Annotated in this window: 17 protein-coding genes; 11 read left to right on the top strand and 6 right to left on the bottom strand. The window is 65.4% G+C overall.

Features of this window, described 5'->3' with window-relative positions; all coding sequences use genetic code 11:
• The first annotated feature begins 46 nt into the window (after positions 1–46).
• The gene (locus CEW88_RS06700) at positions 47–1,306 is read left to right on the top strand and encodes a vWA domain-containing protein (protein ID WP_108965281.1); all 1,260 of its coding nucleotides are present in this window, start codon (positions 47–49) and stop codon (positions 1,304–1,306) included.
• A 113-nt stretch (positions 1,307–1,419) separates the two neighbouring features.
• Positions 1,420–3,588, top strand: coding sequence for an OmpA family protein (locus CEW88_RS06705; protein WP_108965283.1), 2,169 nt, complete (start codon positions 1,420–1,422; stop codon positions 3,586–3,588).
• 149 nt (positions 3,589–3,737) lie between these two features.
• On the opposite strand, the gene moaA is transcribed toward CEW88_RS06705, so the two are convergent.
• Complete coding sequence (moaA, locus tag CEW88_RS06710; protein WP_108965285.1) at positions 3,738–4,754, bottom strand: GTP 3',8-cyclase MoaA; 1,017 nt, start codon at positions 4,752–4,754, stop codon at positions 3,738–3,740.
• An 83-nt stretch (positions 4,755–4,837) separates the two neighbouring features.
• Between moaA and CEW88_RS06715 the strand changes: the two genes are divergently transcribed.
• The 3 genes from CEW88_RS06715 (at position 4,838) to CEW88_RS06725 (ending at position 7,523) form a co-directional block, all read left to right on the top strand.
• Entirely contained in the window at positions 4,838–5,320 is a 483-nt protein-coding gene (locus tag CEW88_RS06715) for a hypothetical protein (RefSeq protein WP_108965287.1), read from the top strand.
• Positions 5,321–5,474: 154 nt separating this feature from the next.
• A complete protein-coding gene (gene prfB, locus CEW88_RS06720) occupies positions 5,475–6,596 on the top strand; it encodes a peptide chain release factor 2 (RefSeq protein ID WP_108965289.1) in 1,122 nt (373 codons plus the stop codon).
• Between the two features lie 132 nt (positions 6,597–6,728).
• On the top strand, positions 6,729–7,523 hold the full coding sequence (locus tag CEW88_RS06725) for a DUF2189 domain-containing protein (RefSeq protein ID WP_108965291.1): 795 nt from the start codon (positions 6,729–6,731) through the stop codon (positions 7,521–7,523).
• 40 nt (positions 7,524–7,563) lie between these two features.
• Here CEW88_RS06725 and CEW88_RS06730 read toward each other — a convergent pair whose 3' ends face one another.
• A complete protein-coding gene (locus CEW88_RS06730) occupies positions 7,564–8,382 on the bottom strand; it encodes a helix-turn-helix domain-containing protein (RefSeq protein ID WP_108965292.1) in 819 nt (272 codons plus the stop codon).
• Positions 8,383–8,608: 226 nt separating this feature from the next.
• Here CEW88_RS06730 and CEW88_RS24450 point away from each other — a divergent pair, with 226 nt between their 5' ends.
• Entirely contained in the window at positions 8,609–8,959 is a 351-nt protein-coding gene (locus CEW88_RS24450; protein ID WP_159099568.1) for a hypothetical protein, read from the top strand.
• Positions 8,960–9,048: 89 nt separating this feature from the next.
• Here CEW88_RS24450 and ilvN read toward each other — a convergent pair whose 3' ends face one another.
• Both ilvN and CEW88_RS06745 read right to left on the bottom strand, forming a co-directional pair.
• Positions 9,049–9,612: an acetolactate synthase small subunit gene (gene ilvN, locus CEW88_RS06740; protein WP_108965297.1), complete on the bottom strand. Its 564-nt coding sequence runs from the start codon at positions 9,610–9,612 to the stop codon at positions 9,049–9,051.
• 82 nt (positions 9,613–9,694) lie between these two features.
• Complete coding sequence (locus CEW88_RS06745; RefSeq protein ID WP_108965299.1) at positions 9,695–11,449, bottom strand: acetolactate synthase 3 large subunit; 1,755 nt, start codon at positions 11,447–11,449, stop codon at positions 9,695–9,697.
• Positions 11,450–11,878: 429 nt separating this feature from the next.
• Here CEW88_RS06745 and CEW88_RS06750 point away from each other — a divergent pair, with 429 nt between their 5' ends.
• Positions 11,879–12,100 carry a hypothetical protein gene (locus tag CEW88_RS06750; RefSeq protein WP_108965301.1) on the top strand — a complete coding sequence of 74 codons (222 nt, stop codon included), beginning with the start codon at positions 11,879–11,881 and terminating at the stop codon, positions 12,098–12,100.
• A 119-nt stretch (positions 12,101–12,219) separates the two neighbouring features.
• On the opposite strand, the gene CEW88_RS06755 is transcribed toward CEW88_RS06750, so the two are convergent.
• The gene (locus tag CEW88_RS06755; protein WP_108965303.1) at positions 12,220–12,864 is read right to left on the bottom strand and encodes a response regulator transcription factor; all 645 of its coding nucleotides are present in this window, start codon (positions 12,862–12,864) and stop codon (positions 12,220–12,222) included.
• The gene (locus CEW88_RS06760) at positions 12,861–14,297 is read right to left on the bottom strand and encodes a cache domain-containing protein (RefSeq protein WP_108965305.1); all 1,437 of its coding nucleotides are present in this window, start codon (positions 14,295–14,297) and stop codon (positions 12,861–12,863) included. Before CEW88_RS06760 ends, CEW88_RS06755 begins: the two co-directional genes overlap by 4 nt.
• Before the next feature lie 247 nt (positions 14,298–14,544).
• Here CEW88_RS06760 and CEW88_RS06765 point away from each other — a divergent pair, with 247 nt between their 5' ends.
• From CEW88_RS06765 to metH, 4 genes are all read left to right on the top strand, one after another.
• Complete coding sequence (locus CEW88_RS06765; protein WP_108965306.1) at positions 14,545–15,630, top strand: TRAP transporter substrate-binding protein; 1,086 nt, start codon at positions 14,545–14,547, stop codon at positions 15,628–15,630.
• Between the two features lie 143 nt (positions 15,631–15,773).
• Positions 15,774–16,703, top strand: a complete 930-nt coding sequence (locus CEW88_RS06770; protein ID WP_108965308.1) for a TRAP transporter small permease subunit — start codon at positions 15,774–15,776, stop codon at positions 16,701–16,703.
• A gap of 15 nt (positions 16,704–16,718) precedes the next feature.
• Positions 16,719–19,073: a TRAP transporter large permease gene (locus CEW88_RS06775; RefSeq protein ID WP_108965310.1), complete on the top strand. Its 2,355-nt coding sequence runs from the start codon at positions 16,719–16,721 to the stop codon at positions 19,071–19,073.
• 196 nt (positions 19,074–19,269) lie between these two features.
• Positions 19,270–23,040, top strand: coding sequence for a methionine synthase (metH, locus tag CEW88_RS06780; protein ID WP_108965312.1), 3,771 nt, complete (start codon positions 19,270–19,272; stop codon positions 23,038–23,040).
• Positions 23,041–23,077: the final 37 nt, after the last annotated feature.

A 23,077-nucleotide genomic window follows, 5' to 3' on the forward strand; every position in this document is an offset into this window, starting at 1 on the left:
GGAGGCGGCCCCTAAGGCCACGCCCGCCAGACGCGCGGCATCCGTGATGGCCGAGCAGATCCCCCTCACGCTCCCCGAGCATCCGCGGCTCGCGCAGAACATCCTGCATTTCGCCCGCGCCCTGCGCCGCGCCGGGTTGCCGGTGGGACCGGGGCGGGTGGTCGACGCGGTGCGCGCGGTAGAGGCCGCGGGCTTTACCGACCGGATGGATTTTTACTGGACGTTGCACGCCTGCTTCGTTTCGCGCCCCGAGCAGCGGCTGCTCTTCGCGCAGGTCTTCAGGCTCTACTGGCGCGACCCGCGCTACCTCGAGCACATGATGTCGATGATGCTGCCTGCCATCCGCGGCGTTCAGGAAGAAAAGCTGGCGCAGTCCGCCGAGAAGCGCGCCGCGCAGGCGTTGCTTGGTGACCAGATGCCCGAGATCCCCGTCTCCGAGCAGGAGGAGGAGGCGACGAAGATCGAGGTCGACGCCTCCTTCACCGTCTCGCGCGAGGAACGGCTCAAGTCCCTCGACTTCGAGCAGATGTCGCTCGAAGAGATCGCCGAGGCGAAACGCATGCTGGCCCGGCTCGAACTGCCGGTGAAACCCTTGCCGTCGCGACGCGGAAAGGCTTCGGTGCTGGGCCGCCGGCTCGACCGGCGGCGCACACTGCGCGCGGCGATGAAGCAGGGCGGCGAAATCCGGTCCCTCGCGCATCTCGAGCCGCGCGAGAAATGGCCCAATCTGGTCGTGCTCTGCGATATCTCCGGCTCGATGAGCCAGTATTCGCGGATGGTGCTGCATTTCCTGCACGCGGTGGCCAACCGCCGCGGCGCGGGCTGGGCCAAGGTACATGCTTTCACCTTCGGCACGCGGCTCACCAACATCACCCGCCATCTTGCCACCCGTGACGTCGATGCCGCGCTCAGGGCGGCCGGGGCCGAGGCGCAGGACTGGGAGGGAGGAACCCGCATCGGTCAGTGCCTGCACGCCTTCAACCGCGACTGGAGCCGGCGTGTCATGGGGCAGGGCGCGGTGGTGCTGCTGATCACCGACGGGCTCGACCGTGACGACGCGGGGCTGCTCGCGCGTGAGGTTCAGCGCCTGCAGCTGTCGGCGCGTCGCCTCATCTGGCTAAACCCGCTGCTGCGCTGGGACGGTTTCGCGCCAAGGGCCACCGGGATTCGCGCCATGCTGCCGCATGTGGACAGCTTCCGCGCGGGGCACAGCATTGCCTCGCTGGAGGATTTGGCAGCGGTGATCTCCAGCGCGCGCGACAGCGGCGAGAAGGCGCGTCTCATGGCGCTGTTGCAAGGGGACTAGCGCGGCGCAAGCATTTTTCCGCTTGTTTATTATGCAGATTAAATGAACTTTTTCCCGGCACTTTCGTTGCCTTCCCACGCCGCGCTTTGCGGAACAGGAGAAGGACGTAACGAATGACCAGAGGTCTTCTGAAATCGACGACCATCCTCGCGCTCGCCGCGAGCCTCGCCATGCCCGTGGCGGCCCAAAGCCAGCTGGCCGAGGTCGATTGTGCGCAGACGCCCGACGCCAAGGCTTGCCAGGACGCAGAGCCCAAGGCCAAGGGCGAGGAGGCTGGCAATAAGGAGGCCGGCATCAAGGAGGGTGAGGTCGCCGCCGAGACCGGAGCTTCCGCCGAGACACCCTCTGCCGAGGCAGATGTGAAGGCCGGCGTCGAAGCTGAAGCCGAGACCAACGGCGCGATCGAGACTCCCGAAGCGAGCGTCGAGACCAGCGCCCCCACCGAGGAAGCCCCCGCCGCCGCAGCGCAGGCGGAGCCCGAGCGAGCCCCCGCCGACGCAGCGCAGGCAGAGCCCGAGAAAGCCCAGACTGAGACTGAGCAGCAGACTGAGCAGCAGGCCGAGGCACCCGCGCCCAAGGCCGAAGCCGAGACCCTGAGCGCCGAAGAGGCGCCGGCCCCGGAGGCCGCGCAGGCAAAGACCAGCGACTCCGCCGCAGCACCCGCAGCTGAAACCGAGCCGCAAGCCGCCGAGACCGAGGGTTCGGACGAGCTGAAGCAGGCGCTCGAGGCGGAGCAGGCAGCCCAGGGCGAAGCGACTTCGGAGCCGAAAGCCGAGGCAACCGCTGAGTCCCCGTCGGAACCTGCCACGGCAGAAAGCTCGGACGAGCTGAAAAAAGCCCTCGAGGCTGAACAATCGGCAGACGCCGAGGCGACCGCCGCCCCGACCGAGGCCCCCGAGGCTGATGCTGCGACGGACACCACCGCCGAAGCCGAGGCGACGCCGGAGGAGGCCGAAGGCGCAGACGAGCTGAAGCAGGCGCTCGAGGCAGAGCAGGCAGCCCAGGGCGACGCGACCGTGACGCCGGACGCACCCGTTGAGGAGGCCGCCACCGGCGATGCCGCTGCGGAGCCCTCCGCAGCCGAGGCGGAGGCCGAGCAACAGGCGGCCACGCCCGACGCCGAGACCGAGCCGCAGACCACCGAAGCCGAGCCCGAGGCGCCGAGCGACGAGCAGCAGGCCGAGGCCGTCGCCCGCGAGGAAGAGCAGGCGCAGACCGCGGCGGCCGCCGCGTCGTCCGAGGAAACCCCGGAGGATGCCGAACTGGTCGAGGAAACCCTGACCGAGGCCGACGTGCGCGCCTCTGACGAGGATTTCGCCACCGACCTGCGCACGCAGGCAGAGCCCGAGCAGCAGGCCGAGGAAAGCGCCAAGGCCAAGAAGAAAGACGACGACGAAGACGGCCTCAGCAACTTCGAGAAGGCTGCGCTCGTCGGTCTGGGCACCTTCGCGCTGAGCCAGATCCTCGATGATGGCGCGCAGGTTGTGCAGAACACCGGCGACCGCGTCGTGGTCGAGCAGGACGGCCAGTACCGCGTGCTGCGCAACGACGACGTGCTGCTGCGCCAGCCCGGCTCGGACGTGAAGACCTACCGCTACAACGACGGCTCGACCCGCACCGTTGTCGCCTATGGCGACGGCACTTCGGTCGAGACGATCAAGACCGCCGATGGCCGCGTGCTGCGCCGTGCGCGCATCCTGCCGGACGGTCAGCAGGTCGTGCTCTTTGACGACACGCAAAGCGCGCAGCAGGTGGTTGTCAGCGAGTTGCCGCAGGCCCGGACCCAGCGCCTGAACTTCCGTGACCTGGAGGGCGAGGACCTTGCCGCCGCGCTGGCCTCGCGCGAGGCCGAAGGCGTGAACCGGGCCTTCTCGCTCAACCAGATCCGCAACATCGACCGTGTGCGTCATCTCGTCCCCGAGATCTCGGTGGACACGGTGACCTTCCAGACCAACTCCGCGGCGATCCGCCCGGGTGAGGCAGAAGAGCTGGCCGCGCTTGGCAATGCGATGAAGCGGATGATCGAGCAGAACCCCTCGGAGGTCTTCCTGATCGAGGGCCATACCGATGCCACCGGCCCGGCGAGCTACAACCTTGCCCTTTCGGACCGTCGCGCGGAATCCGTGGCCCTGGCGCTGACCGAGTACTTCAAGGTTCCGGCTGCCAACATGGTGCTTCAGGGGTACGGCGAGAGCGATCTCGCGGTGCAGACGTCGGGTGACGAGCGCGAGAACCGCCGCGCCGCGGTGCGCCGCATCACCCCGCTGTTGCAAGGCAACTGATCCGCGGCGGCCTGACCCTAAACGAAAAACGAAAACGCCCGCCCGGTTTATCCGTGGCGGGCGTCTTCACGACCGGCTCTTCTTTTTTGAAAATACGCAGGGGTGAGCTGCAGAGCGGCAAGGGGGCAGCGCCCCCTGCGCGCGCGGGATCAGCCGCCGGTGTGGCTCATGTGGCGCGACACGCGGCCGTCCACCGATTGCCGGGAATAGTCGAAATCATGCCCCTTGGGCTTGCGCAGGATCGCCGCGCGGATCGCCTCTTCGAGCGGAGCGTCGGTGTCGGGGTGGTTGCGCAGCGGCGCGCGCAGATCGGCGTTGTCTTCCTGACCGAGGCACATGAAGAGCTCGCCGGTGCAGGTCAGCCGAACCCTGTTGCAGCTTTCGCAGAAGTTGTGGGTCAGCGGGGTGATGAAGCCGATCTTCTGGCCGGTCTCTTCAAGCCGCACGTAGCGGGCCGGGCCGCCGGTGCTCTCGGGCAGGTCGGTGAGCGTGTACTGCTCTGAAAGCTTGGCGCGCACGTCCGAGAGTTTCCAGTACTGGCCGAGCCGGTCCTCGTTGCCGATATCGCCCATCGGCATGACCTCGATCCAGGTCAGATCGATGCCGCGCGCAGCGCACCATTCGGTCATCGAGAAAAGTTCGTCTTCGTTGAAGCCCTTCAGCGCGACGGCGTTGAGCTTGACGCGCATGCCGACCTTCTGCGCCGCGTCGATGCCGCGCAACACCTGTGGCAGGCGGCCCCAGCGTGTGATGTCGGCGAATTTGCCTTCGTCCAGCGTGTCGAGCGAGACGTTGACCCGCCGCACGCCCGCGTCCCAGAGCGGCTGCGCGAAGCGTTCGAGCTGCGAGCCGTTGGTTGTCAGCGTCAGCTCTTTCAACGCGCCAGATTCGAGATGCCGAGTCATGGCGTTGAAGAAAGTCATGATCTCGCGTCGCACCAAGGGCTCGCCGCCGGTGATGCGCAGCTTTTCGACCCCGAGGCCGACGAAGGCCGAGCAGAGGCGGTCCAGCTCCTCGAGCGTCAGAAGCTCCTTCTTGGGCAGGAAGCTCATGTTCTCGGACATGCAATAAACGCAGCGGAAGTCGCAGCGGTCAGTGACCGAGACCCGCAGGTAGGAGATCGGCCGCAGGAACGGATCGACGAGGGGTGTGATGGGCGAAGTCATGACACGAATGTATGCGCGAAACCCTGCCGGGACAAGCATCTGCGCGATTGCCAGAGGCAGGGGGGCGGCCTAGCTTCGTACACATGAGAGTGATCCTTACCCTTCCCGCCCTTGTTCTTCCGGCGTTGCTGGCGGCCTGCGCGCAGCAGGCGCCGCAAAGCTCCGCGCCAACACCGGCGCCGACAACCCCCACGGCCGCCTCGGCAACTCTGCGTCCGCCCAGCAATGCGCGGACCGAGGAGCAGTTCGACACCACCAGCGCCGAGGAGCGCAGCGCCGCCGCGGCGGCGCCTGCGGCCGCCGAGCGCAATCTCGGGAGCACCGTCGCCTCGCTCGGGGATCCCACCGATCCGGGGTTCTGGCTCGAGACACCGCTGGTTTCGAGCGTCACCAAGGGCAGAGTGGTCTACCCGGCAAACGGTAAGTCGGCGCAGGTCGAGCTGCGGCCGATCGAGGGGCCTGCCTCGGGTGGCAGCCGGATCTCGCTGCCGGCGATGCGGCTCATCGGCGCGTCGCTCACCGATCTTCCGACGCTGACGGTCTACGCGGGCGGGGCCACGGGCTGAGGCCTGCTGCCGCGGTCTTGGGATCGCGCGCGCCCGGTGCCTCTGGCAATTCCGGGCGCGGCAGGACCTGTGCGCTGCCTCGACGCTTGAAGGCACCCCGGCGCTGGTTTATGTCCCCCCAGAACCAAGACGTCCCATTCGCAGGAACATCCGCATGCGCGCCGAGACCCAGAACACCGTCGAGAAAATCCGCAAGTCCCTCGGCCTGTTGGAGCAGCGGCTCGACTGGGAAACCGCGGAGTTCCGGCTCGAGGAATTCAACGCCCGTGTCGAAGACCCGAACCTCTGGGATGATCCAGCCGCCGCGCAGAAGCTGATGCGCGAGCGCCAGCAGCTGGTGGATGCCATCGACACCTACAAGTCGATCAAGCAAGAGCTGGCCGACCAGATCGAACTCATCGAGCTCGGCGAGATGGAAGAGGACGACGAGGTGGTGAACGAGGCCGAGGCGGCGCTGAAGGCGCTGGCCGAGACCGCGGGCACCAAGGAACTCGAAGCGCTGCTCGACGGCGAGGCGGATGCCAATGACACCTTCCTCGAGATCAACGCCGGGGCCGGCGGCACCGAGGCCTGCGACTGGGCCGCGATGCTGCAGCGCATGTACGTCCGTTGGGCGGAAAAGCGCGGCTACGAGGTCGAGTTGCAGTCGGAAGAAGCGGGCGCCGAAGCGGGCATCAAGTCCTGCGCCTACAAGATCTCCGGCCAGAACGCCTATGGCTGGCTGAAGTCCGAGAGCGGCGTGCACAGGTTGGTGCGCATCTCGCCCTTCGGCAAGGGCACGCGCGAGACCTCCTTTGCCTCGGTCTGGGTCTACCCGGTGGTTGACGACAACATCGAGATCGAGGTGAACCCGGCCGACATCCGCGTCGACACTTACCGTTCCTCCGGCGCCGGCGGCCAGCACGTCAACACCACCGACTCGGCCGTCCGGATCACCCACCATCCCACGGGCATCGTGGTGACCTCGTCGGAGAAGTCGCAGCACCAGAACCGCGACATCGCGATGAAGGCCCTGAAGTCGCGGCTCTACCAGATGGAGCTCGACAAGCGGAACGCGGCGATCAACGAGGCGCATGAGAACAAGGGCTCGGCGGGCTGGGGCAACCAGATCCGCTCCTACGTCCTGCAGCCCTACCAGATGGTCAAGGACCTGCGCACCAACCACGAGACCTCGGACACGCAAGGCGTTCTCGACGGCGATCTCGATCCTTTCATGGGCGCGACGCTGGCGCAGCAGGTCTCGGGCAAGTCCCGCGCCGACGCGCGCGAGGACTGAGCGGGCCGCAGCGAGGACGCGTTTCGGCAGGCCGCTCCGGGGCGCTCCGGGGCGCCACCGTTCAGCCACTTGCCACATGGCGTACATCTCGGCTTAAATCCTTGGCAGCAGGGGGTTTGAGGGAGAGGCGCCATGGAAACCGTCATGAGCGACGATGCGGCTCCGCCGGGGGTGCCGGAGTTCTCGGAGGTGAGCTTTGCCACGCTGAGAACGGCCTTGCGACTCGGACTGAGCGATCTGATCTTCGCGCCCGGTTTCGCGCTGGTCTTCGGCGGGGTCTACGTGGCGGCGGGACTGTTCCTGACATGGCTGACCCTGGCCACCGGCACAAGCTATTGGCTGGTGCTGGCGGCGATCGGCTTCCCGCTGTTCAGCCCCTTCGCGGCGGTGGGCTTTTACGAAGTCTCGCGGCGGCTGGAACGCGGCCAGCCGCTCGAGTGGATGCAGGTCTTCAGCGTCATCCTGCGCCAGTCGAAGCGCCAGTTGCCCTCGCTCTGCGCGGTGATCGTGATCGTCTTCCTGTTCTGGTTCTTCCTCGGGCACATGATCTTTGCGCTCTTCCTCGGGCTTTCGCCGATGACCAATGTCAGCTCGAGCCTCGATGTCTTCCTGACGCCGAACGGGCTGGCCATGCTGGCAGTGGGAACGCTTGTGGGCGCAGGCTTTGCGCTGCTGATCTACATGATCACCGTGCTGGCGTTGCCGCTGCTGCTCGACCGGGACGTGGATTTCGTCACGGCGATGATCACCTCCTTTGACTACGTGCAGCGCCATCCGCTGCCGATGCTGGCCTGGGGGGCGTTCTTGGCGCTGGTGACCTTCGCGGCGATGCTGCCGTTTTTTCTCGGGCTTTTCGTCGCGCTTCCGGTGCTGGGCCATGCGACCTGGCACCTCTACGACCAGCTCAGGCTGCCGGAGGAAGATTGACGTGGAACCGGCACCGCTACGGCGGTGCCGGCGCTGCTGGTCAGCGGAAATCCTCGTCGACGCGAAGCTGTTGACGGTGGAAGGGAACCAGTTCCTTTGCGGTGCGGTAGCCGGTCCCTCGTGCAGCCGCGAGCACCTTGTGCCTGTCGTTGCCCAGATACTCGTAGACCAGTCGCGCGGCGCGGCGGCCGGAGGGGTTCTCGGGTGTGGTGCGCACGGCGTAGCCGACCCAGAAATGGTTGGTGAGCCCGCCCGTCTTCGACAGATAGTTGAACGAGGTGGTGATGGCGCCCCGGCGGCTGACAAGCGCTGCAATGCCTTCGGCCTGGCGCAGCACCAGTCCGCGGTATTCGCGCGACGCGGCGTCGGTCGGCAGGTCGTACATGGCCAGCGCTTCCTTTGGCTCGAAGCCGCGCAGGAAAGTCATGCCGTCTTTCCGGAAGATGCGGACCAGACCCACGACGAACCGGGATTCCTCGGAGAAAGCAGCGCGGGAGAAGCGATACAAGCCCGAAGGGAATTCATCCTCGCTCAGCCCCAGCAGCCCGGCGCCGACAAAATCGGCCAGGTAGGGGTGCTGCAGGAGGCTGGCGGGTTCATTGCGGATCTCCTCCACCGGTTCCAGCAAGATGCGCGCGTCCACGCCGAAGAAACTGCAAATCCGGTGCAGCACGTCGGGCCGCGGAAAGGATTCTCCGGCCAGATACCTGTTGAACTGCGTGCGGTTGATTCCGAGGTCCCGGCAAAGAGCCGAGATGGAGGCCGCGCTGCTTCCGAGCTTCCGGAGATTGGCTCCGAAGACGCTGCGCAGCTCTGCCGGACTTGGGGGCGGTGCCTGATCCCTGGGCGCGGTGGACATTCCGTTTTCTTTCGTGCTTGCGACAGTTCTTTTCAAGGTGACGCCTTCCACGCGTAGTCCCTCCCTGTGAACTTCTTCTTGTTGCTATATAGCGTCACTGCTGATGCCATATGGAGACAATCGTGATTGATGCAGACACAAAAATCAAGCATACGTCACGTTTCGCCGCATGTGAGCGATCCGGCATCTGCGTCAGTCTTGTCAGGGGCGAGATGTGGGGAAATGTATGTCACAGAAGATGATAGGAGTTGTGCTCTGGTCTGATCGGACGGATCACAAAGCGGTAATCTGGTGCGAAGATCACGGCGAACTCGCGTTCTGGCATGAACCCGAGAATGGCCCGGAGGGCGGAACTCCGCTCAACGTGGGCGACCTGGTCGCGTTCGACATGCATGACGTCGAGAACCTGCGTCATGCAAGCAACCCCCATAGGCTTGAAGAGAAAAAGTTTTTTGGATTGGTGGAGACGCTGTTCAGCGCCGATCCGCGCCCTGCGGGAGGACTTTCAGGCGCGGGCTCGAGGGGGCGCGTCATTGCCTTTCGCGATGCGCAGCGGCCCGAAAGAGATGTCGCCTGAGCAAGATCCACCGGCGGAGCGCACAGCCAAACGGGCCCGAAGTATCGGGCCCGTCAGCGTTTCTGGGGTGAGGTGTGAGGCCGCGCGGCTCAGGCCTTGCCGCGGGCGAGGGCGGCGACGCCGGTTCGCGCCACTTGGACCAGCCCGAGGGGACGCATCAACTCGGCGAAGGCGTCGATCTTGTCGGGCGTGCCGGTCAGCTGGAAGACGAAGCTCTCGAGCGTGCTGTCGACCACCTGCGCGCGGAAGATGTCGGCCAGCCGCAGGGCCTCGACCCGCTTGTCGCCGGTGCTGGCGACCTTCAGCAGCGCCAGCTCGCGCTCGACCGAACTGCCCTCGGCGGTAAGATCGTGCACGTCGCGCACCGACACGATCCGGCCGAGCTGCGCCTTGATCTGCTCGATCACCTGCGGCGTGCCGGTGGTCACGATGGTGATGCGCGACAGGTGCCCCTCGTGGTCCACCTCGGCCACGGTCAGACTGTCGATGTTGTAGCCCCGGCCAGAGAAGAGGCCGATGACGCGGGCCAGAACCCCGGGCTCGTTCTCGACGAGAACGGTGATGGTATGGGTTTCCTGAACGTCCGAGAAGGTGGGCCGTAGGTTGTAGGCCGAATGCTTGGACGAGCCCTTCTTGATCTGTAGCGCGGACATGGATTTCAGCTCCTGAGTTGTCTTGTGCGGAATGGTGGTCGTCGCGGTGGCGGACGGGGCGGGGCCTCGTCCGCGCGAGCCGTCAGACCAGCACCGCACCCTTGCCGGCGATGGCGTTGGTGGCCTGCGCGTCGCCGAGCAGCATCTTGTTGTGCGGCTCGCCCGACGGGATCATCGGGAAGCAGTTCTCGTGCTTCTCGACGAGGCAGTCGAAGATCACCGGCCCGTCATGATCGAGCATCTCCATGATCGCGTCATCGAGATCGGCGGGATCCTTGCAGATGATGCCCTTGGCGCCGAAGGCCTCGGCGAGCTTGACGAAATCGGGCAGCGCCTCGGACCAGCTCTGCGAATAGCGCTCGCCGTGCAGCAACTGCTGCCACTGGCGCACCATGCCCAGTCGCTCGTTGTTGAGGATGAACTGCTTCACCGGCAGGTTGAACTGCACCGCGGTGCCCATCTCCTGCATGTTCATCAGCCACGAGGCTTCGCCCGCGACGTTGATCACCAACGCCTCGGGGTGGGCGACCTGCACCCCGACCGAGGCCGGGAAGCCATAGCCCATAGTGCCGAGCCCGCCGGAGGTCATCCAGCGGTTCGGATCCTCGAAGCCGAGGTATTGCGCCGCCCACATCTGGTGCTGGCCGACCTCGGTGGTGATGTAGCGGTCACGGCCCTTGGTCAGCGCCTCGAGGCGCTCGAGCGCGTACTGCGGCTTGATGACCGTCTCGGACTGCTTGTAGGTCAGGCATTTGACCTTCTTCCACTCCTCGATCTGCTGCCACCACTTGGCAATTGCCTCGCGGTTGATCTTACGGCCGCGCGCCTTCCAGATCTTCAGCACGTCTTCGAGCACGTGGCCAACGTCACCGACGATCGGCATGTCCGCTTTGATCACCTTGTTGATCGACGACGGATCAATGTCGATATGCGCCTTCTTCGAGCGCGGCGAGAAGGCGTCGAGCCGGCCGGTGATGCGGTCGTCAAAGCGCGCGCCGATGTTGATCATCAGATCGCAGCCGTGCATCGCGAGGTTGGCCTCGTAGAGACCATGCATGCCGAGCATCCCGAGCCAGGACTTGCCCGAGGCCGGGTAGGCGCCGAGGCCCATCAGCGTCGAGGTGATCGGGAAGCCCGTGGCCTCGACGATCTCGCGCAGCAACTGGCTGGCGCCGGGGCCCGAGTTGATCACGCCGCCGCCGGTGTAGAACACCGGGCGCTCGGCCTTCTCGATGGCCTCGACGAGCTGGGTGATCGTCTCGATGTCGCCCTTCACCTGCGGCTGGTAGTGGCCGACGGGCGCCTGCGGCTTGGCGGTGTACTCACCCGTGGCGAATTGCACGTCCTTGGGGATGTCGACCAGAACCGGTCCCGGGCGGCCCGAGGTCGCCACGTGGAACGCCTGGTGCATGATGCTTGAGAGCTTGTCGGTCTCCTTCACCAGCCAGTTGTGCTTGGTGCAGGGGCGGGTGATGCCGACGGTATCCGCCTCCTGGAAAGCGTCCGAGCCGATCATGAAGGTCGGCACCTGGCCCGAGAGAACCACGATCGGGATCGAGTCCAGCAGCGCGTCGGTCAGGCCGGTCACGGCATTGGTCGCGCCGGGGCCCGATGTCACCAGCGCGACACCCGGCTTGCCGGTCGAGCGGGCATACCCCTCGGCGGCATGGATCGCCGCCTGCTCGTGCCGGACGAGAATGTGCCGGATATCGTTCTGCTGGAAGATTTCGTCGTAAATCGGTAGCACCGCGCCCCCGGGGTAGCCGAATACCGTGTCCACACCCTGATCCTTCAGGGCTTGAACCACCATCTTCGCTCCGGTCATCTGACGTGTCATCGCGGTCTCCGTTACAGACGTCATTTCGATTTTACTTCTCATTTGCGCACAAAAAAGCCCCCGAGGATTTCGGGGGCGCATGGGGGTCCATTATGGTTCCGGTTACCGGCCCATGCGCCATGTCTCTACGATAATTACAAGTAGGCCCATCTGGCGGACTCCCTTCGTGCGTGGGGCGGACCATAGGCGGCAGGGGCCGGAGGGTCAACACCTATCGGCTCAGAAAAAGTGCTCTGGATGCGAGATATTTGTACTTTTATTGCGTTTGATAGGGTGTATCGCGCAGTTTCGCGAAAAATGGCCGAAGCTGCGCCATGTTTCGCGCAATGTTTCGGGCTTCACACGGGCTTGCGTGAAGTCGTGAATTGCCGTGGGTTGAAAGCGCTGCAATACTGAACTGAAGGGTTCACTTGTGTGCAGGAGGCTGTCATGGCGCAGTATCAAAGGTTCTATCGTCACGCTCGGGATTTCAGCGCGCTGAAGGCTGTGGCGCTGGTGGGACTGCTGGTCCTCACCCAAGCGTTGGCCACCGTCGAGCGGCATCGCAACGCCGAGGAGGCGGCCTTCGACGGCGTGCAGATCCCGCAGGTCATGCCGGCGGAGTTCCATGCTGCCGAAGACCTGGTGATCCGCGTCGGCAAGATGATCTGAGCGCCTGTCGTGGCCGGCACGCGGGGGCTCTGCCTCCGTCTGCCGGCGCCGACTCCCCGGAATATTTGTGCTCGGAACGAATTGCCCGCTGACACTCGCGGCGTCCGCTGCGGAAGACGTCAGCTGTTGACGCCGGTGCCCTGCAGTACGCCATGCTCCAGCGCGTAGCGGGTAAGCCCGGCGGTGGAGCTGATCCCGAGCTTGCGCTTGATATTCTTGCGGTGGGTCTCGACCGTGCGCACCGAGATATCGAGCACCTGCGCGACTTCCTTGTTCGACTTGCCCTGCGCCAGCTGCAGCAGGATGGTCTGCTCGCGGTTGGTGAGCTGCTCGCGACCGCCGGTCATCACCGGGGCCAGCGCCCCCTCGGCGCCGGTGCAGAGATAGCGCTTGCCCTGCATGACGGTGTCGATGGCGGTCTTGATCTCCTCGGTGGGCACATCCTTGAGAAGATAGCCCGAAGCGCCATGGCCGAGTGCGGTGGTGATATACTGCGGCGTGTCGTGCATCGAGAGCACCAGCACGCGGGTCTCTGGGCGGCGCTCGAGGATCATCTCGGTGGCCGAGAGACCGCCGAGTCCGGGCATGTTGAGATCCATCAAGATGACGTCGGGCGTAAGTTCGTCGAGCCGGTCGATCATCTGCTGGCCGTCCGAGACCGTCGCCAGCACGGTGATGTCATCGTAGCTTTCCAAGAGTGCCTCGATGCCCTCGGCGACCAGCGGGTGATCATCGACGATGACGACTTTGGTAGGTTCGGTCATGCGCTTGCCTTGGGTCTGGATGTGGAGGCGCCCTCTTCGGGAGGAAGCAGGTGCGACAGGGGGATCTGTGCCTCGATAACCGTGCCGGATCTGGAGGACAAGATTCGCAGGTGTCCGCCGAGTTGGTCCATGCGCTCCTGCATGTTCCTCAGGCCGATGCCACGCTGGCCGCGGACCTTGTCGGGGTCGATGCCATGGCCATTGTCCTCGATCCGCAGGGTTGCGCCGCGGCGGTGGCCGCGCAGGTCGAGCGTGACCTCGGTGGCACCGGAGTGGCGCTCGATATTGGTCAGCGCCTCTTGGGCTATGCGGTAGAGCGCGATGCGCCCCTCCTGGTCGACGCGGTTGCGGAAGACCACGGTCTCGAGCGTGGTTTCGATGCCGGTGCGCGCCTCGAAGTCGTCGATCAGCGCTTTCAGCGCCGGGCCGAGGCCGAGGTCGTCGAGCACCCCGGGGCGCAGGTCGCGGCTGATCCGGCGCACCTCCTGGATGGCGCCGGTGAGCGCCTCGTGACCGCGCTCGAGCGTGTCCATGGCGCGCGGATCCTCTTGTGCGAGGCGGCGCTTGGTGATGTCGAGCGCGTATTTCACCCCGACGAGGATCTGGCTGATGCCGTCGTGCAGCTCGCGCGCGACACGGCGGCGCTCGTCCTCCTGGGCGTCGAACACCCGCTGGGTCAGCTCCTTGAGCTTGGCATCCGCCAGCCGTCGCTCGCGCAGGTTCATCGCGAGCCCCGAGAAGAAGACCACCAGCAGGGCGCCAAGGGTGATGCCGCCGATATAGAGGAAGGTGCGGCGGATGCGGGCCTGCACCTCGGCCCGGCTGGCACTGACCGTGGCCAGCACGTCGTCGATCCAAACACCGGTGCCCACCGCCCATTGCCAGTCCTGGAAGCCGAGCACGAAGGCGATCATCTCGGCCTCCTCTCCGGTGGAGGGCTTGGGCCAGAGAAACGACAGGTAGCCCGAGCCCTGCCGGGCGATCTTGATCATCGGATCGACGATGGGCGTGCCGGCGCTGTCGGTGAGGCCGGACCAATTGCGGCCTATCATGTCGGTGCGGCGCGGCGAGACGAGGTTGGTGCCGTCGTAATCGTAGACGAAGAAAGAGCCGTCCTCGCCGTAGATCATCGCCGCGAGGATCTGCGCGACCTGGGTCTTGGCTTCGTCGTCGTCCGGGGCGGCGGCGCCGTAGATAAAGTAGAAGCCGTTGCGCGCCTGGGTGACGTAATTGCGCAGCTCCTGCTTCTTGGCCTCGAGCAACTCGTTCTCGAGCTGCCGGATTTCGCGCTCTGCAAGCATGCGCGACTGGAAGGCGACGAGAAGGGCGATGGCGGCGCAGGCGAGGATGAGCGGCACCGAGGCCAGAAGAAAGAGCTTCTGTCCGTAGCTGAGCCTGAAGGACTGCCGGAGATTCTGAATGATCGCGCCCATTCCCTTTGAATTACGTCATGATTCGGCGTCTTGGGAAGGCGCGAGCGCGCATTCGCTTAGGAGTGCCGCAACGGAAGGCAAGGGGAGGCTACGTTTTTGTGACGTGATGGGCAAGTTTATGACCCATTCTACGCAGTGCTGGGTATTTCGCTTGCGCAATAAAATGTCCTAGGGTGCCCGAACCGTAACGATCCGCGCCGGGACGGAGGAGACCGCCAGGCGCCGAATAATCTATGGGAGGATTTACATGGATCGTCGTTCTTTTCTGAGGGCTTCCACCGCAGGTGGCGCAGCCGCCGCTGCAACCGCGCTCGCCGCTCCGGCGATCGCACAGGGCCGCCGCACCCTCACTCTCGTGACCACCTGGGGCCGTGGCCTCGCCGGTGTGCATGACAGCGCGCAATATTGCGCCGACCAGATCACCGCGGCCACCGATGGCGAGCTGACCGTCGAGCTGAAGGCGGCGGGTGAACTCGTCGGTGCCTTCGAGGTCTTCGACGCCGTGTCCGCTGGCCAGGCCGACATGTACCATGGCGTGGACTACTATTTCCTCGGCCAGCACCCGGCGCTGTCGTTCTTCAGCCAGGTGCCCTTCGGCATGAACTTCATGGAATATTCCAACTGGATCTACCATGACGGCGGCAACGAGCTGGCGGACGAGCTCTACTCGATCTTTGGCCTCAAGGCCTTTGCAGCCGGCAACACCGGCCCGCAGTCGGGTGGCTGGTTCAAGAAAGAGATCAACTCGCCCGAAGACTTCCAGGGTCTGAAGTTCCGCATGCCCGGCCAGGGCGGCCAGGTGCTCGGCAAGCTCGGCGCCTCGGTGCAGAACCTGCCCGGCGCGGAAGTGTACCAGGCGCTGTCCTCGGGTGCGATCGACGGCACCGAGTGGATCGGTCCCTGGGCGGACGAGAAGGCCGGTTTCCAGGAAATCACCAAGACCTACTACACCGCCGGCTTCCACGAGCCGGGTCCGAACCTGAACCTGACGATGAACCTCGAGGTCTTCGAAAGCCTGAGCCCGACGCAGCAGAAGATCGTCGAGCAGGTGGCGCGCGCGTCCAACCTCTGGACCATGTCGCTGTTCATGGCGAACAACTCGGCGGCCCTGCAGCGTCTGCAGTCCGGCGGCGTGAAGCTCGTCGAATTCCCCGACAGCGTCTGGGACGCCTTCGGCGCCGCAGCCAAGGAAGTGGTCGAGGAGCCCATGGGCGACGAGATCTACAAGAAGTGCTACGACAGCTACTACCAGTCGATGAAGTCCTCGGCTCAGTGGATCAGCCGCTCGGAAGGCGCCTTCTCGGCCCAGCGTAACCGCGTCATGGGTCTCTGATCCGCCCAATCGCGTGTCTGTCGCCCCCGCGGTTCGCGGGGGCGCTCCTGCTTTGAAGACACAGCCCTGTCCCGGCCGGCAGGAGACGCCGGCCGGGCAGGGCACCCAACAAGACCAACAAGAGACATAAGGGGGCACAGGTCATGGAAGAGACAGCCTCGGGCGGGGCATTCGGTGCGATACTGGATGGCCTGACCTGGTTCTTCGGCAATATCGCCATGTCCTTCTGGAACCTCGGCTACGCTGTGACGCATCCGTCGAGCTGGCTGAACTGGACGGACAACGAGGCGGTGATGCGCTTCGTCTATTACGGCGCGTCGGTGGAACTGTTGTTCGTGGTGCTGACCGCCTTCTTGGTGCTCACAGCGATCGGCATGTGGCGGCACAGCTTCATGTGGGGCATGGTGCGCGGGCTCGAGGGCTTCCACAACACCGTGGGGCGCATCGCAGCCTGGGCCGGCCTCATCATGGTGCTGCAGCAGGTGATCATCATCCTCGTGCAGCGGGTCTTCGCCCGTCCAGACCTGTCGTTCGGCTTCGGTGTGCCGGTGAGCTTCGACGTCAGCTGGTGGTCCGAAGAGCTCAAGCTCTACAACGCCATCGTCGTGGCGCTCTGCCTGGCCTACACCTTCGTGCAGGGCGGGCATGTGCGCGTCGATCTGGTCTATTCGCCGGTCAGCTACCGCGCGAAGAAGATCATCGACATGTTCGGCAGCCTGTTCTTCATGATGCCGATGGCGGTGCTGGTCTGGCTCTATTCGTGGTACTTCCTGTGGCGCCACCTGATCGTGCCCAAGCCCTCGGCCTCGGAAGGCCTCGAGCGGCTGGTGATGAAGGCGCGCGCTCTGCGCTGGAACGTCGAGACCATTGGCTTCAGCCCCAACGGCTTTTCCGCCTACTTCCTGTTCAAGATCCTGATCGTGCTGATGTGCGGCTTCATCTTCCTGCAGGGGGTCGTCTTCTTCTGGCGCTCCTACCTCGAATGGCGCGAAGGCCCGGAGAGCGAAGGCAAATATCACGATCATGACCGGGTCGAGGCAGGCGAAGAAGCCTACGACCACGCGGAATTCTGAGAGGGACATAGGTAAATGCTATTCGGACTCGATGGCGTCGAGATCGGCCTGATCATCGTCTTTCTCACGCTTTTCTCGGCGATCCTTTCCGGCTTCCCGGTGGCCTTTGCCATCGGCGGGGCGGGGGTGATCTCCTTCTTCATCATCGCGGCGCTCGACAGCGCCGGCCTGCTCGTGCACCAGGCCATCGACACCGGATCCGAGGCCTATCGGACGCTGGTCGCCAGCGGCGTGCGCGAGGACGCCATCTCCATCTTCCGCTACCCGGACCTGCCACGCTACGCGATGCCGGTTTTCGACCGCGGCTGGGAAGTGGCGCTCGATCGCAACGTGTCGTTCATCGTCAACCGCATCAACGAGCGGGTCATCGCGGGCCAGTCCATCGAGACGCTGCTCGCGGTGCTGATGTTCGTGATGATGGGCATCGTGCTGGAACGCTCGAAGATCGCCAACGACCTGCTGACCACTATGGCGCGCGTCTTCGGACCGCTGCCGGGCGGCCTTGCGGTGTCGATCGTGGTCGTGGGCGCGTTCCTCGCGGCCTCCACCGGCATCGTCGGCGCAACCGTGGTGACGATGGGCCTGTTGGCGCTGCCGACCATGCTGCGCAACAACTACTCGCCCGAGCTGGCGACGGGGGTCATCGCCGCGTCGGGAACGCTCGGCCAGATCATCCCGCCGTCGATCGTCATCGTTCTGCTGGGTACGCTCGCGGGGGATCTTTACGCCACCGCCCAAGAAGACCGCGCGCAGCTTGCCGGCTGCACCGACGCGCTGACCCTGCTGGGCGAGCCGGCGGTGGTTTCCGTGGGCACGCTTTTCCAGGCGGCGCTGTTGCCGGGCATTCTGCTGGCGGTTCTCTACGCGCTCTATGCCTTTGGCTTTGCCATGTTCCGCCCGCAGTCCGCGCCTCCGGTGCAGATCGAAGGCGGCGGCGGCGAGCCGGTGACCCGCGGTGAGGCCTTCACCTGGTACCTCGGCGTTCCGGCGCTGCTGATCGTCGGCACCATCGTGCTTGGTCAGATGGGCGTGGTGGGCTCGCAGTCGACGCGGATCGACAGCTACTCCGACAGCGGCCAGATGGCCTCGCTGCGCACCAACGTCGGCCCCGAGTGCCAGGCGGCGATGATCGACCTGCACGGCCAGGAGGCATGGGACACGGCGGTTGCCGAGCAGCAAGCCATCGACGAGGCCGGCGGCGTGGAGCAATCGCACCGTCTCAGCCCCGAGGAGATCGACGCGGCGCGCGCCGCCAAGATCGCCAAGGCCGCACCCATCGGCACCGGCCTCGCGGTGATCGCGGTGATCCTCGGCATCGTGCTGGCCTGGGCGCGGGCGGTCTCGCCGTCTTCTGATCCCAGGCCGCTGCTCATCGGTGCGGGCGGGATCGTGCTCGGCCTGCTGGTGGATGTGCTCTTCATCCATCCCAACACCTCGCCGCTGGCGACGGTGCTGATGATGCTGATCCCTTGGGCGATCTCCTTCTGGGCCGCAGGCAAGGCGGCGGCAATGCTGGCGAAGAACGATCTCATCCGCGTGGTCTTCCCGCCGTTGGTGCTGATCGTCGCGGTGCTGGGCTCGATCCTCGGCGGCATCACCAACCCGACGCCCGCCGCGGCGCTCGGTGCGGCCGGTGCGATCATGCTCGCGGCCTACCGCAAGCTGAACGAGGACGGCCGCTCGCCCAAGATCATCCTGATGTCGACCTTCGCGGTTGCGATCATGATCCTCATCGGGATGAACTTCGACCTGCGGGTCGGCACCGAGGGCGCAAATTACGAAACCTGGATCGCCTTCGTGGTGGCACAGGCGGCGTATCTCTATGCGCTTTTCGGGCTGCTGTTCGCCTGCTGGGTGCTCTTTAAGGCAGGGGTGCTGACCCCGGCGGTGCGCGAGACGGCGAAGGTGACCTCAATGGTCTTCACCATCCTCGTGGCCTCGCAGCTGCTGAACCTGGTGGTGATCTCCTTCGGCGGCGAGCACTACATCCAGAGCTTCCTGAAAAGCTTCGATGACGAGCACAAGGTCTTCCTGATCGTCATGCTGGTGCTGTTCATCCTCGGCTTCGTGCTCGACTTCCTCGAGATCATCTACATCGTGGTGCCCATCGTCGGCCCGGTGATCTACGGCGGCAGCTTCGATCCGAAGTGGGTGACCATCATGATCGCTGTCAACCTGCAGACCTCGTTCCTGACGCCGCCCTTTGGCTTCGCGCTGTTCTACCTGCGCGGCGTGGCCCCGGCGTCTGTGACCACCGGGCACATCTACCGTGGGGTCATCCCCTTCGTGCTGATCCAGGTGGCGGGGCTTGCGCTGCTGTGGTTCGCACCGGGCATCGTCACCATCGTGCCGGACCTGATCCCGAACTGATCGGGCAGGCATGAGACAAAGAAGGGGCGGGCCGTTGGGTCCGCCCCTTTGCGTTGCAGAGGCACACCCCCCGGTCGGCGATGTGCCACTTCTTGAGCCGGTTTCATGATAACGATGATTATTATGAGATGGCCCTCAGAGGCCCGGATCGCTAGAGACGGCGCAACCAATGCTTGCCCCACGCCCGGAGTCCGTCATGTCCGCTTCCCTTCCGACCCGCTCTGCGGTCTTCGACCGTCTCGAGGCCGCCGCGCGCGAGCGCATCCTGATCCTCGACGGGGCCATGGGCACGCAGATCCAGAAGCTCGGCCTCTCGGAGGGCGACTTCCAGGGCTGCGGCGGCGGGGCCTGCACCTGCCACCTGCCGCATTCGAGCGACAAGCCGCAGCAGGGCAACAACGACCTGCTGAACCTGACGCGCCCCGACGCGATCGAGGAGATCCACTTTCAATACGCCATGGCGGGCGCCGATATCGCCGAGACCAACACCTTCTCGTCGACCACCATCGCGCAGGCCGATTACGACATGCAGGCGGCGGTCTATGACCTGAACTTCGAGGGCGCGCGGCTGGCGCGCAAGGCCATGGACCGGGCCGAGGCCGAGGACGGGCGCGCGCGCTTCGTCGCCGGCGCGCTCGGACCGACCAACCGTACCGCCTCGATCAGCCCCGACGTGAACAACCCCGGCTACCGCGCGGTGACCTTCGATCAGCTGCGCGAGGCCTATGCCCAGCAGGCGCGGGCGCTGATCGACGGCGGCGTCGACATCCTGCTGATCGAGACGATCTTCGACACGCTCAACGCCAAGGCCGCGATCTTCGCCTGCGAGGAGGTCTTCGCGGAGCGCGGCGAGCGGCTGCCGGTGATGATCTCGGGCACGATCACCGACCTTTCGGGCCGGACCCTGTCGGGCCAGACGCCGACCGCCTTCTGGCACTCGGTGCGCCATGCCGAGCCGCTGACCATCGGTCTGAACTGCGCGCTCGGGGCCAATGCCATGCGCCCGCACCTTGCAGAGCTCTCGTCGGTCGCCGACACGCTGATCTGCGCCTATCCCAACGCCGGCCTGCCCAACGAGATGGGCGAATATGACGAGACGCCCGAGCAGATGGCCGAGCAGGTCGCCGGTTTCGCCCGCGACGGTCTGGTGAACATCGTCGGCGGCTGCTGCGGCTCGACCTTCGAGCACATCCGCGCCATTGCGAAGGCCGTGGCGGACTACAAGCCGCGCGCGATCCCCGAGCATATCCCGCAGATGCGTCTTTCGGGACTGGAGCCCTTCACGCTCACCGACACGATCCCCTTCGTCAACGTCGGCGAGCGGACCAATGTCACCGGCTCGGCCAAGTTCCGCAAGCTCATCACCAATGGCGATTACGCCACCGCGCTGGAGGTTGCGCTCAATCAGGTCGAGAACGGCGCGCAGGTGATCGACATCAACATGGACGAGGGGCTCATCGACTCCAAGCAGGCGATGATTGAGTTCCTCAACCTCATTGCCGCCGAGCCCGACATCGCCCGCGTGCCGATCATGATCGACAGCTCCAAGTGGGAAGTGATCGAGGCCGGCCTGCAATGCGTGCAGGGCAAGTCCATCGTCAACTCGATCTCTCTGAAGGAAGGCGAGGAGAGCTTCCTGCATCAGGCGCGTCTCTGCCGCGCCTATGGGGCGGCCGTGGTGGTCATGGCCTTTGACGAGACCGGCCAGGCCGACACCGAGGACCGCAAGGTCGAGATCTGCCAGCGCGCCTACAAGATCCTCACCGAGGAAGTGGGCTTCCCGCCCGAGGACATCATCTTCGATCCCAACGTCTTTGCCGTCGCCACCGGCATCGAGGAGCATGACAACTACGGCGTCGACTTCATCGAGGCCACCCGCCGCATCACCGAGACCTGCCCGCACGTCCATATCTCGGGCGGCGTGTCGAACCTGTCGTTCTCCTTCCGGGGCAACGAGCCGGTGCGCGAGGCGATGCATGCGGTGTTCCTCTACCACGCCATCCAGAACGGCATGGACATGGGCATCGTCAACGCCGGCCAGCTGGCGGTCTACGACCAGATCGACGCCAGGCTGCGCGAGGCCTGCGAGGATGTGGTGCTGAACCGCGCCCCTGCCAACGGCGGCACGGCGACCGAGAACATGCTGGAGCTGGCCGAGGAATACCGCGGGCAGGGCGGCGCCAAGGGCCGCGAAAAGGACATGAGCTGGCGCGAGCTGCCGGTCGAAAAACGCCTCGAGCACGCGCTGGTCAACGGCATCACCGAATTCATCGACGCCGACACCGAGGAAGCCCGGCAGGCCGCCGAGCGCCCGCTGCACGTCATCGAAGGGCCGCTCATGGCCGGGATGAACGTGGTCGGAGATCTCTTCGGCGCGGGCAAGATGTTCCTGCCGCAGGTGGTGAAATCGGCCCGCGTGATGAAACAGGCCGTGGCCGTGCTGCTGCCCTACATGGAAGAGGAAAAGCGCCTGAGCGGCGGGGATGGCCGCGAGAGCGCCGGCAAGGTGCTGATGGCCACGGTGAAGGGCGACGTGCACGACATCGGCAAGAACATTGTCGGCGTCGTGCTGGCCTGCAACAACTACGAGATCATCGACCTTGGCGTCATGGTCCCGGCCGAGAAGATCCTCGCCACCGCGCGCGAACGGAACGTCGATGTGATCGGTCTTTCGGGCCTCATTACCCCGTCGCTCGACGAGATGGTGCATGTGGCCTCGGAAATGGAGCGGCAGGGCTTCGACATCCCACTGCTGATCGGCGGCGCGACCACCAGCCGGGTGCATACGGCGGTAAAGATCCACCCGCGCTACGGTGCCGGTCAGGCGGTGCACGTCAACGACGCCTCGCGCGCGGTGGGCGTGGTCTCGTCGCTGCTCTCGCCGGTGCAGAAGCCCGCCTATGTCGCCAACGTGCAGAGCGAATACGCCGATGTCGCCGAGAAGCACGCGCGCGCCGAGCTGGCCAAGAAGCGCCTGCCGCTGGAGGCGGCCCGCGCCAATGCGCTGAAGCTCGAGTTCACGCCGCAGCACGCGCCGAGCTTCCTCGGCACCAAGGCGTTCGACGACTGGGACCTTGCCGAGCTGGCGCGCTACATCGACTGGACGCCGTTCTTCCAGACCTGGGAGATGAAGGGCGTCTACCCGAAGATCCTCGATGATGAGAAGCAGGGCGAGGCGGCGCGGGCGCTGTTTGCCGACGCGCAGGCGATGCTGAAGCGGATCATCGACGAGAAATGGTTCAACCCGCGCGCAGTGGTCGGCTTCTGGCCTGCAAACGCCGTCGGCGATGACATCCGCCTCTACAAGGACGAGAGCCGCGCCGAAGAGCTTGCGACCTTCTTCACCCTGCGCCAGCAGACCGCCAAGCGCGGTGACCGGCCCAACGTGGCGATGTCGGATTTCGTCGCGCCCGAAGGCACGCCGGACTATCTCGGCGGCTTCGTGGTGACGGCGGGCATCGAGGAAGAGCGCATCGCCAAGGAGTTCGAGGCCAAGAACGACGACTATTCGTCGATCCTCGTGAAGGCACTGGCCGACCGGTTCGCCGAAGCGTTTGCCGAGCGCATGCACGAGATGGTGCGCCGCGAGCTCTGGGGCTACGCGCCAGACGAGGCCTGCACCCCCGAGGAGCTGATCGCCGAGAAATACGCCGGTATCCGCCCCGCGCCGGGCTATCCCGCGCAGCCCGACCACACCGAGAAGACCACGCTGTTCGAGCTACTGGACGCGACCAATGCCACCGGCGTCGAACTGACCGAGAGCTACGCCATGTGGCCGGGCTCGTCGGTGTCGGGGCTCTATATCGGCCACCCCGAGAGCTATTACTTCGGCGTCGCCAAGGTCGAGCGCGATCAGGTCGAGGATTACGCGGTGCGCAAGGGCATGCCGGTGGCGGAGGCCGAGCGCTGGCTTGCGCCGATCTTGAACTACGTGCCGGGCGGCGTGGCTGTCGTCGCCGCGGAGTAAAGGCCGGGCGTGCGCCGGGCGGGCAGGCGCTCACCCG

This window comes from Alloyangia pacifica (assembly GCF_003111685.1).
Lineage (GTDB): Bacteria > Pseudomonadota > Alphaproteobacteria > Rhodobacterales > Rhodobacteraceae > Salipiger > Salipiger pacificus_A.

Bases quoted from the DNA above. Each gene is read 5' to 3' on its own strand.
- CEW88_RS06700 (WP_108965281.1), top strand. From the start codon at position 47: ATGGCCGAGCAGATCCCCCTCACGCTCCCCGAGCATCCGCGGCTCGCG.
- CEW88_RS06705 (WP_108965283.1), top strand. From the start codon at position 1,420: ATGACCAGAGGTCTTCTGAAATCGACGACCATCCTCGCGCTCGCCGCG.
- moaA (WP_108965285.1), bottom strand. From the start codon at position 4,754: ATGACTTCGCCCATCACACCCCTCGTCGATCCGTTCCTGCGGCCGATC.
- CEW88_RS06715 (WP_108965287.1), top strand. From the start codon at position 4,838: ATGAGAGTGATCCTTACCCTTCCCGCCCTTGTTCTTCCGGCGTTGCTG.
- prfB (WP_108965289.1), top strand. From the start codon at position 5,475: ATGCGCGCCGAGACCCAGAACACCGTCGAGAAAATCCGCAAGTCCCTC.
- CEW88_RS06725 (WP_108965291.1), top strand. From the start codon at position 6,729: ATGGAAACCGTCATGAGCGACGATGCGGCTCCGCCGGGGGTGCCGGAG.
- CEW88_RS06730 (WP_108965292.1), bottom strand. From the start codon at position 8,382: ATGTCCACCGCGCCCAGGGATCAGGCACCGCCCCCAAGTCCGGCAGAG.
- CEW88_RS24450 (WP_159099568.1), top strand. From the start codon at position 8,609: ATGTCACAGAAGATGATAGGAGTTGTGCTCTGGTCTGATCGGACGGAT.
- ilvN (WP_108965297.1), bottom strand. From the start codon at position 9,612: ATGTCCGCGCTACAGATCAAGAAGGGCTCGTCCAAGCATTCGGCCTAC.
- CEW88_RS06745 (WP_108965299.1), bottom strand. From the start codon at position 11,449: ATGACACGTCAGATGACCGGAGCGAAGATGGTGGTTCAAGCCCTGAAG.
- CEW88_RS06750 (WP_108965301.1), top strand. From the start codon at position 11,879: ATGGCGCAGTATCAAAGGTTCTATCGTCACGCTCGGGATTTCAGCGCG.
- CEW88_RS06755 (WP_108965303.1), bottom strand. From the start codon at position 12,864: ATGACCGAACCTACCAAAGTCGTCATCGTCGATGATCACCCGCTGGTC.
- CEW88_RS06760 (WP_108965305.1), bottom strand. From the start codon at position 14,297: ATGGGCGCGATCATTCAGAATCTCCGGCAGTCCTTCAGGCTCAGCTAC.
- CEW88_RS06765 (WP_108965306.1), top strand. From the start codon at position 14,545: ATGGATCGTCGTTCTTTTCTGAGGGCTTCCACCGCAGGTGGCGCAGCC.
- CEW88_RS06770 (WP_108965308.1), top strand. From the start codon at position 15,774: ATGGAAGAGACAGCCTCGGGCGGGGCATTCGGTGCGATACTGGATGGC.
- CEW88_RS06775 (WP_108965310.1), top strand. From the start codon at position 16,719: ATGCTATTCGGACTCGATGGCGTCGAGATCGGCCTGATCATCGTCTTT.
- metH (WP_108965312.1), top strand. From the start codon at position 19,270: ATGTCCGCTTCCCTTCCGACCCGCTCTGCGGTCTTCGACCGTCTCGAG.